The 13,827-nt window shown below is 72.0% G+C and carries 13 protein-coding genes; 5 read left to right on the forward strand and 8 right to left on the reverse strand.

All coding sequences use genetic code 11. The features are described from left to right. Positions 1–147: 147 nt before the first annotated feature. From ACH4XV_RS46550 to ACH4XV_RS46575, 6 genes are all read right to left on the reverse strand, one after another. Positions 148–954, reverse strand: coding sequence for a DUF1906 domain-containing protein (locus tag ACH4XV_RS46550; protein ID WP_395800369.1), 807 nt, complete (start codon positions 952–954; stop codon positions 148–150). Between the two features lie 126 nt (positions 955–1,080). Next, on the reverse strand, positions 1,081–2,262 hold the full coding sequence (locus tag ACH4XV_RS46555) for a lipid-transfer protein (protein ID WP_395800371.1): 1,182 nt from the start codon (positions 2,260–2,262) through the stop codon (positions 1,081–1,083). After that, the gene (locus ACH4XV_RS46560; protein WP_395800373.1) at positions 2,259–2,708 is read right to left on the reverse strand and encodes a MaoC family dehydratase; all 450 of its coding nucleotides are present in this window, start codon (positions 2,706–2,708) and stop codon (positions 2,259–2,261) included. The genes ACH4XV_RS46555 and ACH4XV_RS46560 overlap by 4 nt, the downstream gene beginning before the upstream one ends. Further along, complete coding sequence (locus tag ACH4XV_RS46565) at positions 2,705–3,832, reverse strand: acyl-CoA dehydrogenase family protein (RefSeq protein WP_395800375.1); 1,128 nt, start codon at positions 3,830–3,832, stop codon at positions 2,705–2,707. Before ACH4XV_RS46565 ends, ACH4XV_RS46560 begins: the two co-directional genes overlap by 4 nt. Then, positions 3,832–4,803, reverse strand: a complete 972-nt coding sequence (locus ACH4XV_RS46570; protein ID WP_395800377.1) for a bifunctional MaoC family dehydratase N-terminal/OB-fold nucleic acid binding domain-containing protein — start codon at positions 4,801–4,803, stop codon at positions 3,832–3,834. The genes ACH4XV_RS46565 and ACH4XV_RS46570 overlap by 1 nt, the downstream gene beginning before the upstream one ends. A gap of 8 nt (positions 4,804–4,811) precedes the next feature. After that, positions 4,812–5,993 carry an acyl-CoA dehydrogenase family protein gene (locus ACH4XV_RS46575; protein ID WP_380003204.1) on the reverse strand — a complete coding sequence of 394 codons (1,182 nt, stop codon included), beginning with the start codon at positions 5,991–5,993 and terminating at the stop codon, positions 4,812–4,814. Positions 5,994–6,239: 246 nt separating this feature from the next. On the opposite strand from ACH4XV_RS46575, the gene ACH4XV_RS46580 reads away from it, so the two are divergent. Beyond that, positions 6,240–6,845, forward strand: a complete 606-nt coding sequence (locus ACH4XV_RS46580; protein WP_395800379.1) for a DUF4291 domain-containing protein — start codon at positions 6,240–6,242, stop codon at positions 6,843–6,845. Between the two features lie 39 nt (positions 6,846–6,884). Here ACH4XV_RS46580 and ACH4XV_RS46585 read toward each other — a convergent pair whose 3' ends face one another. Then, complete coding sequence (locus tag ACH4XV_RS46585) at positions 6,885–7,670, reverse strand: SDR family NAD(P)-dependent oxidoreductase (protein WP_395800381.1); 786 nt, start codon at positions 7,668–7,670, stop codon at positions 6,885–6,887. Between the two features lie 143 nt (positions 7,671–7,813). Between ACH4XV_RS46585 and ACH4XV_RS46590 the strand changes: the two genes are divergently transcribed. The 4 genes from ACH4XV_RS46590 (at position 7,814) to ACH4XV_RS46605 (ending at position 12,427) form a co-directional block, all read left to right on the forward strand. Continuing rightward, positions 7,814–8,359, forward strand: coding sequence for a nuclear transport factor 2 family protein (locus tag ACH4XV_RS46590; protein ID WP_395800383.1), 546 nt, complete (start codon positions 7,814–7,816; stop codon positions 8,357–8,359). Positions 8,360–8,929: 570 nt separating this feature from the next. Next, positions 8,930–9,916: a GlxA family transcriptional regulator gene (locus ACH4XV_RS46595; protein WP_395800385.1), complete on the forward strand. Its 987-nt coding sequence runs from the start codon at positions 8,930–8,932 to the stop codon at positions 9,914–9,916. A 133-nt stretch (positions 9,917–10,049) separates the two neighbouring features. After that, positions 10,050–11,501, forward strand: coding sequence for an amino acid permease (locus ACH4XV_RS46600; RefSeq protein WP_395800387.1), 1,452 nt, complete (start codon positions 10,050–10,052; stop codon positions 11,499–11,501). Further along, positions 11,498–12,427, forward strand: coding sequence for a universal stress protein (locus tag ACH4XV_RS46605; protein ID WP_395800389.1), 930 nt, complete (start codon positions 11,498–11,500; stop codon positions 12,425–12,427). Before ACH4XV_RS46600 ends, ACH4XV_RS46605 begins: the two co-directional genes overlap by 4 nt. A 54-nt stretch (positions 12,428–12,481) precedes the next feature. Here ACH4XV_RS46605 and ACH4XV_RS46610 read toward each other — a convergent pair whose 3' ends face one another. Next, positions 12,482–13,660, reverse strand: coding sequence for an MBL fold metallo-hydrolase (locus ACH4XV_RS46610; RefSeq protein ID WP_395800391.1), 1,179 nt, complete (start codon positions 13,658–13,660; stop codon positions 12,482–12,484). Between the last annotated feature and the right edge of the window lie 167 nt (positions 13,661–13,827).

Genomic DNA, 13,827 nt, shown 5'->3' on the forward strand with positions numbered 1-13,827 from the left:
CCCGCGCCCCTCTTTTTACAAAATGTTGTGCCCCGGCGGGGGGGGGGGGGGGGGCGGGGGGGGGGGGGGCCCCCCCCGGGCCCCCCCCGGGGGGGGGGGGCGGCCCCCCCCCCCCGGGGGGGGGCCCCCCCCACGGCCCGAGGGCGCTCAGAACACCCCGACCGGCCCGTCCACCGCGTTGCGGTCGATGGACATGGTCCGGCCGCCGTACGTCTCGGTGACGTTGCCGCTGTACTGGTGCACCCGGTTGCCGTGCCAGTGCCCGTCGGGCAGCGCGCCGTCGCCGCTGGTCACCGCCTTGTCGTCCCAGCGGGCGTACCAGATCGCGTCCGGGATCGAGCGGCTGCCGACCGCCTGGACCACGTCGGCGACGCCGGAGTCCAGGCTGCTGTAGTAGCCGGCCACGAAGCCGCGCTCGCGGACCCGGTCGGACCACGCCGAGACGAAGTCGAGCACGGCGGTGCGGCACGCGGCGTCGGTGTTGTCGTACGCCTCCATGTCGAACCAGACCGCGCTGCCCCGCCGGAACCCGAGCGCGGTGCTGCGGTCCACCATGTCGTCCGCCTCCGCGACCCCCTGGCCCGCGGCCTGCGCCGGATCGATCCGGCCCGGCTTGCGCGACTGCGAGCACGGCGCCTGTAGGCCGACCTGGATGGGCAGGAAGTCCCAGCCCTGGTCGTGCACGGTGGTGACCCAGTCGCGGGTCAGCCGGGTGCTCTTGCAGGCCCGGTTGTCGCCCGCGACATAGATGCCGACCACCTTGTACGGCGACTCGCGCCAGGCCTGCATGGTCTCCACGGTGGGGGTCTCGCAGGTGTCGAAGCCCGGACCCGAGACGAAGAACGACCGCCCCGACCGTGCGGCGGCGCCCTCGGCGAGCCCGGCGGGCAGCAGGCCGAGCACGGCGATGAGCAACACGGTCGAGGCGATTCGACGAGTGAGCAGAGGACGCACGAGACCTCCTGGCATGGCGGGAAGGGGCTTCCACCACGCTGGTCACGGCCGGCGGCGACATCGACGGACCACCCGGGCGACACGCCGAAGCGTCACCCGGGCGGCCCAGTGCGGGCGGGCCGGCCGCTACTCCACGCCCAGCACCAGCCCCGACGTCGGCACCCCGGTGCCCGCGGTCACCAGTACGTTGTGCACGTTCTCGACCTGGTTGACCGAGCTGCCCCGGATCTGCCGCACGCCCTCCGCGATGCCGTTCATCCCGTGCAGGTACGCCTCGCCCAGCTGCCCGCCGTGCGTGTTCGTCGGCAGCTTGCCGCCCAGCTCCAGGCCGCCGTTCGCGACGAACGCCGGCGCCTCGCCGCGCCCGCAGAAGCCGAACTCCTCCAGCTGCATCAGCACGAACGGGGTGAAGTGGTCGTAGAGCACCGCGGTCTGGATGTCGTCGGGGGTGAGACCGGACGTCTGCCACAACTGCTTGGCGACCACGCCCATCTCGGCCAGGCCGGTCATCTCGTCCCGGTAGAAGCTGGTCATCTGGTCCTGGAGGCGACCCGCGCCCTGCGCCGCCGCGTTGATGATCGCGGGCTTTTGCTTCAGGTCCTTCGCCCGCTCGGCACTGACGACCACGATCGCCTGCGCGCCGTCGGTCTCCTGGCAGCAGTCGAGCAGGCGCATCGGCTCGACGATCCACCGCGAGTTCTGGTGGTCCTCCAGGGTGATCGGCTTGCCGTGGAAGTACGCCTTCGGGTTGTTCGCCGCGTGCTTGCGGTCGGCCACCGCGACGTGGCCGAACGCCTCGGTGGTCGCGCCGTAGACGTGCAGGTAGCGCTGCGCGAACATGGCCACCCACGAGGCCGGGGTGAGCAGGCCGTGCGGCATGTTCCAGCCCAGGCCCACCCCCTCGACGGTGGGGTCGCGCTGGAGCACGCCGGAGCCGAAACGGCGGCCGGAGCGCTCGTTGAACGCGCGGTAGCAGACCACCACGTCGGCGACGCCCGTGGCGACCGCCATCGCGGCCTGGGCGACGGTGGCGCAGGCCGCGCCGCCGCCGTAGTGGATGCGGCTGAAGAAGGTCAGGTCGCCGATCCCGGCCGCGGCGGCGACCGCGATCTCGGGGTTGGTGTCCATGGTGAAGCTGACCAGGCCGTCCACCTCGGACGGGGCGATCCCGGCGTCGGCGAGCGCGGCGCCCACCGCCTCGACGGCCAGGCGCAGTTCGCTGCGACCGGACTCCTTGGAGAACTCGGTCGCGCCGATCCCGGCGATGGCGGCCTTGCCGCGCAGGTTGTCGGCGTGCTTGAGGCTCACGCGTCGGCTCCTTCCGGCAGCTTCACCGTGACCGTGCCGGTGACGTGGTTGCCGAGCTTGTTGGCGCCGACGACCGCGATCTCCACGAGCGGGGTGCCGTCCTCGGCGGTGGGCTTGGCGGTCACCGTGCCGGTCAGGGTCATGGTGTCGCCGGGGTAGTTCGGGGCGCCGAGCCGGATCGCGACCTTGCGCAACTCGGTCTCGGGGCCTCCCCAGTCGGTGATGTAGCGCCCGACCAGGCCGTTGCTGGTCAGGATGTTCATGAAGATGTCCGGCGAGCCCTTTTCCGCGGCCAGCTGCGGATCGTGGTGCACGTCCTGGAAGTCGCGGGTGGCCAGGGCCGTGGCGACGATCAGTGTGCGGGTCAACGGGATGACCAGCGGCGGCAGTTCGTCGCCGACGGACACCTCCGCGTGGGTCAGGCTCGCCGGCTTCGCGGTGGTCATCGGTTGCCTCCCTGGGCGGGCACGTGGGCGAGCAGGTCGCCGAGCGCGGCGAGGTGCTGGATGCCGCTGCCCAGGGTCACGTCGATCTGACGGCCCCACAGGAAGTGGCGGTGGATCGGATGGTCGATGTCGGAGCCGGTGCCGCCGTGCAGGTGCTGGCACGCGTGCACCACGCGTTTGCCCGCCTCCGAGGCGTACCAGCGGGCCACCAGCGCCTGCTCCGTGGCCGCTTCGCCGCGGTCCATGCGCCACGCGGCCTCCAGCGTGGTGACCCGGATGGCCTCGGTGTCCATGTACGCCTCGGCGGCGCGCAACATCACGCCCTGCTTGGTGGCCAGCGGCTTGCCGAACTGCTCGCGGGTGTTCACGTGTTCGACCGTGCGGGCCAGGCCGCGCTCGCACACGCCCACCTGCTGCGCGGCCAGCGCGACCCGCGCGCGGTCGACGATCCAGGCGGCGATCTCCGCGCCCGCCTCGGCGCTACCGAGCAGCGTGGCCGGCGCGTCGGCCATCGTCAGGTTGCCCGACGCCCACGGCGCGGTGGTCGGCGCGGCCTCGATCGCCACACCCGCCGCGTCGGCGTCCACCGTGAACACCGCGAGCGCGCCGTCCAGCGACGCGGTGACCAGGATCCGGTGGGCCACGGTCAGCCACGGCACCGCTCGCTTCGCCCCGTCGAGCCGAAAACCCCCGCCGTCGCGCCGGGCGGTGGTCCTCGGCACCGCCGGCAGCGCCGCGCCGACCTCGGCGAGCGCGCCGGCCACGATCCGCGAACCGTCCAGCAGGCCGGGCAGTTCGCTCTCGACCGCCGCCGGCGTACCGAACCGCAGCAGCGGCAGCAGACCGTAGACGACCGTGTCCAACAGCGGGATCTGCGCGGTGAACCGGCCCTGCTGCTCCACGAGCAGCGCGAGTCCGACCAGGCCCAGGTCGCCGCCGCCGTGCTCCTCCGGGATCAGCGCGCCGACCAGGCCCGCCTCGGCGACCCGGCCCCACAACTCGGCGTCCAGGTCCGCGCCGGACTGGGCGAGCTTCTTCAGCCGCTCGTCGGTGGACTGGTCGGCGAAGATGCGCTCGGCCAGCGAGACCAGGTCCCGCTGGTCCTCGGTGAGGTTGAAGTCCATCAGTTCTCCCCGACCACTCGGAACGCGGGCACGGTCAAGTCGGCGTCGTGGGTCACGAATTCGACCTGCACGCGCTGTCCGATCCGCACCTCGTCGTGCGCCACGCCCAGCACGTTGCCGAGCATTCGGACACCCTCGTCGAGTTCGATCAGGCCGACGGCGTAGGGCATGTCGAACGCCGGGAACTTCGGGTAGTGCATGGTGACGTGCGAGTAGACGACGCCCGCGCCGGCCGACTCGACGCTCTCCCACTCCAGCGACGCGCAGTGGTTGCAGCCGGGCGCGAACGGGAAGCGCGGGGTGGCGCAGGCCGTGCACTTCTGGAACAGCAGTCTGCCCTCGGCCACGCCGTCCCAGTAGGCCCGGTTGTCCTTGTTGACCACCTTGCGCGGGCGCAGCGCGCGCTCCGCCGGCGCGGCCTTCGGCTTCTTCCGGTGCGGGGTGTAGCGCAGGATCCGGAAGCGGTGCGTGCCGACCAGCTCGCGGCCGGCCTCGCCCTCGACGTAGATGTTGACCAGCGTGGTGATGAAGTGGCCGACGCCGAGACCCGTGGTCTTCTCCTCGGACACCGTCTCGATCAGCTGGTCGTACTGCACCACCTCGCCCAGCCGCAGCGGCCGGATGTACTCCTGCTCGCAGTTGGTGGCCACGACCGAGCCGAAGCCGTTGTCGGTGAAGTGTTTGTACAACTCGCCGGTGACCGTGTTGACCGTCAGGCCCGCGTCCATCCCGCGCATGATCCACACCTGGAGCATGGTCGCGGGCGCGACCACCTCGCCGAAGTGGGTCGCCGCGGCGGCCTCGGGATCGGTGTAGACCGGGTTCTTGTCGCCCATGGCCTCGGCCCAGTGCCGGATCATCGGCCCGTTGACCGGATCGAGCGCGAGCACGCCCGACTGGTCGTGCACACCCTCGTACTTTTTGACGACCGCGAGGAAGGCGGCCTTGTCCCGGCTGGTGGTGTCCGTCATGTCGTCCTTCACCGCTTCACTCGCGTCATGCCAAGGCGGACCATGGCGACGATCTCCCGCTGGACCTCGCTGACGCCGCCGCCGAAGGTGTTGATCTGGGCGCGGCGGTTCATCGCCTCCAGGAGTCCGTCGCCGAACGCGCCGGGCGACCTCGGTCGCAGCGTCGCGTCGGGGCCGACGATCTCCATCAGGTTGCGATACACCTCGATGGCACCTTCGGTGCCGAAGAACTTCACGCCCGACGCGTCACCCGGGTTGAGCGTGTTGTTGCCGACGTCGTGCACCAGGCGCCAGCTGAACATGCGTACGGCGGACAGGCGCGCGTAGGTCTCGGCCAACTTGAGCCGCACCCACGGCTGGTCGATCACCTTGACGCCGGGCTCGACCTCGGTCTCGCGCGCCCACGCCAGCACCTCGGCGAAGAAGTCCTCGGCCTGCATGCCGAGCGCGGCGAGCGCGACCCGCTCGTGGTTGAGCTGGTTGGTGAGCAGCTTCCAGCCCGAGTTCTCCTCGAACACCAGGTTGTCGTAGGGCACCCGGATGTCGTCGTAGTACGTCGCCGTGGTGGTCATCCCGCCGACGGTGACGATCGGGGTCCAGGAGAAGCCCGGGTCGGTGGTCGGCACCAGGATCATCGTGATGCCCTTGTGCTTGGGGGCGTCCACGTCGGTGCGGCAGGCGAGCCAGATCCAGTCCGCGCCCTGGGCGGTGGAGGTGAAGATCTTCTGCCCGTTGATCACCCACTCGTCGCCGTCGCGCACCGCGCGGGTGCGCAGCGAGGCCAGGTCGGTGCCGGCCGAGGGTTCGCTGTAGCCGATCGCGAAGATGATCTCGCCGGCCAGGATGCGCGGCAGGTAGTAGCTCTTCTGCGCCTCGGTGCCGAACTTCATCAGGGTCGGGCCGACGGTGTTGAGGGTGACCATCGACACGGGCGCGCCGGCGCGATACGCCTCGTCGAAGAAGATGAACTGCATCTCCGGGCCCTTGCCCTGCCCGCCGTACTCGGTCGGCCACCCGATGCCGAGCCAGCCGTCGGAGCCCAACTGTCGGCGTACCCGCCGGGTGGTCGGACCGCCTGCCTCGCCCTCGCGGTCGAGGTCCGCGCGGACGTCGGGGGTGATCAGCCGGGTGAAATAGTCCCGCAGCTCTGCCCGCAGAGCGTCCTGCGCCGGGGTCGGGGCGAGATGCACGTCACTGCTCCTTCACGTGCGTGGATCGCGTGGTCGCGACGCGGGTCGACGCCCGCCGGGCACGGAAGGGTCGCGGTCGGGTCTGCCCCGCGCTGCACATCGATACGGACCGGGAACGCGTGTCACCCGGCACGTCGAATCTCTCCGACTCGGGATCGCTTGTCAATATCAAGCATTTTTTCGATGCCGGCGGGCCCGCGGAAAACGGGTGGTTCGGGCCCGGGTGGGGCCGCCACACTGGCGGGCATGGACATACCCGCCCGGCAGATCCGTGCGCTGTGGAGCGAGGACACGATCACCGTGTACCAGGCGTACAAGCCGCAGATCGCCGACGCGGCCGTGCGGGACGGGCGATTTCCGGACACCTGGAGCCGGGAGCGGATGACCTGGGTCAAGCCCAGCTTCACCTGGATGATGTACCGCTGCGGCTGGGCGACCAAGCCGCGCCAGGAGCGGGTGCTCGCCCTGGAGATCGACCGCGCGGGATTCGAGGCGGCGCTCGCGGGGGCGTGCCTGAGCCACTACGAGCCCGGCACCTACCCCGACCGCGACGCGTGGGGCCGGCGGCTGCACGCGACCGCGGTGCGGATCCAGTGGGATCCCGAACGCGACCTGGATCTGCGGCCGTTGGCGCATCGTTCGCTGCAACTCGGGCTGGCCGGATGGGCGACGCGCGCCTACGCCGACGAGTGGACGCGCCGGATCACCGACGTGACCGCGCTCGCGCATCGGGTGCACGACCTGGTCCGCGCCGGTGATCACGACGGCGCCCGCGCGTTGTTGCCGGTCGAGACGGTGTATCCACTGCCGGCGGAGCTGGTGCCGGTGATCGGGGCCTCGCCGGTGGGCTGAGGGGCCTTTGCCGGGAGCTGTTCGCGAGGGACGGCCCGCTCAGTGCACGGTCAGTCCGCCGTCGATGCTGACGATCTGGCCGGTCATGAAGCTGCCCGCGTCGGACGCGAGCAGCAGGGCCAGACCGGTCATCTCCTCCGGCGCGGCGATCCGGTTCAGCGGCGCCGCGCCCCGCATCCGGGCCATCGCCTCCGGGCCCGTCTTGCGGACCATGTCGGTTTCCACCGCGCCCGGGGCCATCGCGTTGACGCGGATGCCGTGCTCGGCCAATTCGCCCGCCATGGTGCGGGTGAACGCGACGAGGCCGGCCTTGCCCGCGGCGTACAGTCCCTTGCCCTCGGCGCGGGTGAACACGGCCGCGCTGACCACGTTGACCACCGACCCGCGCCCGGAGGCGATCAGGTGCGGCAGCGCGTACTGGACCAGGAACACCGGTCCGCGCAGGTTGACCGAGAACGACTTGTCCCACGCCTGCGGGGTGATCGCGCCGAGCGGCTGGGCGAGTTCGTTCGCCGCGTTGTTGACCACGATGTCGACGCCGCCGAAGTGCGCGACGGTCGTGTCCACCAGGGCGGCCAACTGCTCCAGTTCCCCGCAGTGCGTGGCCACCGCGAGCGCCCGGCCGCCCGCGTCGGTGATCTCCTTCGCCACCGCCTCGCAGGCGTCCGCCTTGCGGCTGGCGATCACCACCGAGGCGCCCGCCGCGGCATAGGCGTGCGCGATGGCCCGCCCGATGCCCCGACTGCCCCCCGTGACGATCGCCACGCGACCGCTCAGGTCGAACATCGCGTTCGCGTCCCGTACTTCGCTCGTGTCGCCGCTCATCGGCCACCCGTCCCGTCCGCCACCTCGGTGGCTCGTCGTGCGTGCGTGCCCGTCGATGCGACACGTGTGGAGATTTGTATTGCACAGTCAACTACTTCGGGGCAAGGTGTCGGGCGAATCGACGACCGGCGGAAGGCGCGTACATGACGGGGCTGATCGACGCGCGACGCACGTGGGAACTCGCCGAGAAACGACTGGCCGAGGAGCGTGATCCGCGCCGCCGCGCGATCCTGACCACGCTGGTCGCGCACATGCACGCCGAGCACGAGGGCGATCTCGACGCGCTGATGGCGACCGTCGCGCCGAACGCGTGTTATCACCAGTGGGGCGCGTCGGTTGTGGACAGGGCCCCCAAGAGTCACGCCGAGGTGCGCGAGTTCTATCGTGCCGTGGTCGAGAACGACTGCGGCCGACTCGCCCACCACATCGACCGGTTGACGGTGGATCGGGACACCGTGGTCACCGAGGGGATCCTGCGGATCGCCTACCCGGGCCGAGTCCTGGTCGGTATGGGTCGGTCGGTGCCGGACGTCGACGCGTTCTACCTGTACGAGACCCGAATGGCGATCGTGTGGGCCTTCGACGAGCAGGCGCTCGTGGTGTGCGAGGACAGCTACTCCACCGGCGACGGGTTCGCCGACATGCGCCGACTCGGGCCGGACGAGGTGCCCGCGCGGATGGGCGTCTGACGGCGTGTCACCGGGGCCGGCGGCGGTGCCCCGGCCCACCATGGGACTCCCGCGCGGGGGCCGGCGCGGGTGGGGCGCGGTCTTGTCGCGGTCCCTGTGGTTGTCCACAGGCGTTGCGCGGCATCCCCCACATATTTCCACAGCCTGTGGATAACTTATGCACAGATGGAATCCCGATCTGTCGATGGGCCGGCGGATCGGTGATCGCTCGTGTCCACAGGGCCTGGCGGGAATGCATTCATGGTTGGCGTTTCTGCCACTCACCCCGGCTCCGCCGCACCGGTCAGGATCGGAGGCGAGCCGGAGGCCCCCCGCTCACCACCCGACCGCAGGCGCGTTCCGGGGTGAGGACGCCGATCGGCTCGCTCCCTCCATCGGGCACGGGGCCGTTGGAGGGGAGTGCTCCACAGGGGATGGGTCCGCGCACACACGCCGTCGCGGATCGAGGTGCGGCCGTTCCCCGCATCTCCGCGCCGGCCGAGGTCGCGACCGTGAGCCTCTCCCGGCTCACGGGTCGCACCGGGCCGGCGCGCACACCCACCGCACCTTCGTGAGGGATAGGTTGCCGCCATGCGTCGCGTGGGGATCGTGCTGTTCGACCCGGTTCGAGTGTTCGAGTACGCGGTGGCCTTCGAGGTCTGGGGCATCGACCGCACCGACCGGGGCGTGCCGCCGTTCGAGGTGCGCGTGTGCGGCCCGGGGCGGGCAGGGGTGGAACTGGGCGCGGGAGTGGTCTGCGTCCCCGATCACGACCTCGACGGACTGGCCGACTGCGACCTCGTCGTCGTCCCGGGCAACGAACACCGGACGGCGCCACGCCGCGAGGAATTCCCCGAGGAGGTCCTGGCCGCCCTGCGCGCCGCGCACGCCCGCGGCGCCACCATCGCCTCCCTGTGCTCGGGCGCCTTCGTCCTGGCCGCCGCCGGCCTCCTCGACGGGCGACGGGCCACGGCGCACTGGATGGACACCGAGGAACTGGCCCGACGCCACCCGGACGTCGCGGTGGACGCCAACGTGCTGTTCGTCGGCGACGGTTCGATCTGGACCTCGGCCGGCTCCGCGGCCGGCATCGACCTGTGCCTGCACCTGGTCCGCCTCGACCACGGCGCCGCCGCCGCCGCCGAGATCGCCCGCACGATGGTGACCGCGCCGTTTCGCTCCGGCGGCCAGGCCCAGTTCATCGACAACCCGGTGCCGGCCGCCCCCACCGACCCGGGCGACGCGCTCGACCGGCTGCGCGGGCGGGTGCTCGACGACCTGGGCCACCCCTGGACGGTGACCGAACTCGCCGCGCTGGCCGGGATGTCCGAACGCAGTTTCGCCCGCCACTTCGTCCGCGGCACCGGCACCTCGCCCCTGCAATGGTTGTGCACCCAGCGCGTCCTGGCCGCCCAGCGCCTCCTGGAGATCGGCGATCTCTCGATCGCCGCCATCGCCCGCCACTGCGGCTTCGGCTCGCCCCTGACCCTGCGCCAACACTTCACCCGCCGACTCGGCGTGGCCCCCAGGGACTACCGCGCCGGCTTCCGCGGCGTCGGGCCCGCCCGGCACGGGTAGCCGGGCGAACCGCGGCGACCGGTCCGTCGATCGGCGCCGGCGCACCCGGGCCGAATGGCTGAAAGGCCGTTCGAGCGCCCCGTCTCGGGGCACCCCTTCCTTCTCGGACCGTGTGTTTCCAGGGAGGCCGGATTTGCCCGCCAGTCATGTCGCACCCCGGACGCGCTATGGCGTGCTGCGGACGAAGCCCGTGGACGCGATCCTCGCGGAGAGCGGCGGCGGCGAGGGGGATGCCGGCCTGCGGCGCTCCATGGGGCTGCTCGAACTGACCTTCTTCAGCGTCGGCGCGACGCTGGGCACCGGGATCTTCGTGATCCTGGCCGAGGCGGTGCCCAAGGCCGGCCCGGCGGTGGTGATCTCGTTCGTGCTCGCCGCGGTCACCGCGCTGTTCTCGGCGCTGTCCTACGCCGAACTGGCCGGGACCATCCCGGTGTCCGGCTCGTCCTACTCCTACGCGTACGCCACGCTCGGCGAGGGCATCGCGTGGGTGTGCGGGTGGTGCCTGCTCCTGGAGTACGGCGTGTCCATCTCCGCCGTCGCCGTCGGCTGGGGGCAGTACGTCAACGAACTGCTCGACTCCGCCTTCGGGGTGAGCCTGCCCGACGTGATCAGCCAACCCCCGGGCGATGGCGGCACGTTCAACGTGCCCGCGGTCGTCGTCGTGCTGCTCGCGGTCGTGTTGCTGGTGCGCGGGGTGTCGGAGAGCGCCGTGGCCAACACGATCATGGTCTTCATCAAGCTGATCACCCTCGCGTTCTTCTGCGCCATCGCGTTCACCGCGTTCGAGCACGACAACCTGACTCCGTTCGCGCCGCTGGGGGCGGCCGGGATCAGCGCCGGCGCGTCCCAGGTGTTCTTCTCCTACATCGGCTTCGACGCCGCCTCCACCGCCGGCGAGGAGGCCAAGAACCCGCGCCGCGACCTGCCGCTCGCGATCTTGATCTCGCTCGGCATCGTCACCATCGTCTACGTCGCGGTCGCCCTCGCCGCGCTCGGCGCCATGCCGTGGGACCAGTTCGAGGGCAGCGAGGCGACGCTGGCGCAGATCGTCACCGACGTCACCGGCGGCTCGTGGGCGTCGACGATCCTGTCCGCCGGGGCGATCATCTCGATCGCCAGCGTCGTGCTCACCGTGCTGTACGGGCAGACCCGGATCCTGTTCGCGATGGCGCGTGACGGCCTGATCCCGCCGATCTTCGCCAAGGTCGACAGCCGCACGCAGAGCCCGGTGGCCAACACGCTGATCACCGGCGCGTGGGTGGCCCTGCTGGCCGCCCTGGTCCCGCTCGGCCGACTCACCGAGGCCACCAGCATCGGCACCCTGTTCGCCTTCACCCTGGTCAACATCGGGGTGATCGTGCTCCGCCGCACCCGCCCCGACCTGCCGCGCGGCTTCACCTCGCCGTTCTTCCCGATCACCCCGCTGCTCGGCGTGGGCTTTTGCATCTACCTGATGGCCCGGCTCTCCGGAACCACCTGGCAGGTCTTCCTGGTCTGGATGGCGGCCGGCGTGGCGATCTACTTCCTGTACGGCTACCGCCACTCGCGCTGGCGCGCCGAGGCCGCGGCCGAGGCGGACCGGTGAGCGCGGACATGCGGATCGTGGTGGGCTGCCGGCCCGAGCCACGCGGGCAGGACGCGCTCGCGCTGGGCGCGCTGCTCGCCCGCCAGGCGGGTGCCCGCGTCGTGCTCGCGCACATCCGTCCACCCGCCCAGCCCGGCGCCGGGGTCGGCGCGGTGGACGCGGAGTGGCGCGCGTTCCTGCGCGAGGAGACCGATCGGCTGCTCGACGACGCGGAGCGGCAACTGCGGGAGCGGGACCCGGACCTGCCGGTCGAGCGCGCGATCGGCGACAACCGGGGCAGCGGCCGGGGACTGGCCCGGGTCGCCGAGGAGCACGGCGCCGCGCTCGTGGTGATCGGCCCCGCGCCGGGCGGCCGGACCGGGCGGGTCGCGCTCGGCAGCACCGCGGACCAACTCCTGCACGGCTCGCCGGTGCCGGTGGTGCTGGCGCCGCGCGGCTTCGCCGAACATCCGCCGCCGCGCGTCGCCCGCTGCACGATCGCCTACCAGCGCGCCGTGCAGTCGGCCCAAGTGGCGGCCTGCGGCGTCGCGTTCGCCCGGCTCCTGGACGCCGACGCGCGGCTGCTCACGCTGGTGTTGCGACCGGTCCGGCTCTACTCGGGCAAGCAGCACCAGGCGGCCGAGCAGCAGGTGTTGCGCGCCGTGCGCGAGCAGGCCCGACAGGACCTCGCGGCGGCGATCTCCGACCTCGACGGGGCGGTCGACGGCGAAACGGTCGAGGGCGACGACGTGCGTGCCGCGCTCGACGCCGTCACCTGGGCCGACGACCTGCTGATCTGCGCGTCGGGCACGGTCGGCCCGGTCAAGCGGGTGTTCGTCGGCGACGTCTCGCACAAGATCGTCCGCAACGCCCGCACCCCGGTCATGGTCCTCCCGCGCGGCGTCCGCGCCGACGCCTGGAAGACATCCGCCCCGTCCACGCCCTGACCCACCACGCCCACCGTCCCGGCCGCCGGACAGGGCCCAGCCGCGCTCCGCGCCTCAGCCCGCCGGCACCGCGGATCCGCTCGACACCGCCGGAATCACCACCGGCTCCACCGCCGCCTGCCCGGCCGGCGCCGCCGGTACCCAGCGCTCCGGCGCCGCCGCCACCTCGCGCCACCACGGCTCCACCTCGGCCCCGTCCACCAGGGCCGGTTCGAACAGCGCGCCGGGCCGAGGGACCACAAGGCCGGTGCCCTGCGCCCGCGCCGCCGCCACCGACCGCTCGGCCGGCTCCTCCCACGCGTGCGGTGCCAGATCGAACGTGCCCCAGTGGATGGGCAACATCAGCCCGCCGCCCAGATCCGCGTGCGCCTGTACCGCGCCCTCCGGGTGCAGATGCACCTCGGGCCACGCCTCCGCGTACGCCCCGGCCTGAATCATGGTCAGGTCGAACGGCCCGTGCTCGCGGCCGATGTCGGCGAAGCCCGGGAAGTAGCCGCTGTCCCCGCTGTGGAAGACCCGGTGTCGGGGCCCGGCGACCACCCACGACGCCCACAACACGGTGCCGAGCACCCGCGCGCCGCGATTGCAGTAGTGCCGCGCGGGCGTCGCGGTGAAGGCGAGCCCGGCGACCTCGGCCGACTCGTGCCAGTCCAACTCGGTGATCCGGTCCTCGGCGACGCCCCACCGCTCCAGATGCGCGCCGATGCCCAACGGCACCACGAACAACACCCGCTCACGCCGGGCCAGCGCCACGATGGTGGCCAGATCCAGATGGTCGTAGTGGTCGTGCGAGACGACCACGACGTCGGGCCCGGGCAGATCGGCGAAGCGCACCGGCACCGCGTGCAGCCGGGCCGGGCCGAACGCCGCCGACGGCGAACATCGGGTGCTCCACACCGGGTCGAACAGCACCCGCACCCCGTCGATCTCCACGAACACCGTCGCGTGCCCCAGCCAGGACGCCCGCAGCCCAGTCGTCGGTGCCGGTGCGAAGTCCGCCGCCGACGCGGTGACCAGGGGAATCGCCCCGGCCGGTCGACGCAGTCCGGACGCGGCCCGCTGCGCGCGCATCATCTTGCCGAGCGCGCCCGGACTGGCACGGCGCGTCGGCACGGGATTTCGGAACGCGCCGTCGCGAAAGTGCGGCGATCTGCGGACACGCTCCAAGCGCTTGCCGGCGGGTCTGGCGCCGAACGCCGCGGGAGCCAATGACGTGAACACGTGCCCGGCCACATGGACTCCTCGGGCAAGCGGGGTCTTCGGCCGACCGTACTGGGGTCGAACCGGCGACCGGTGATCGGGACGAGTGGAGATTAACCCCGCGCCCGACGCTGAAACGTCGTCCACGGGGAGGGGTCCCGACCCCGATGATCCTCCCGGCGGAGTAGGGGTCGGGAGTA

The sequence above is a fragment of the Embleya sp. NPDC020630 genome, assembly GCF_044334985.1.
Lineage (GTDB): Bacteria > Actinomycetota > Actinomycetes > Streptomycetales > Streptomycetaceae > Embleya.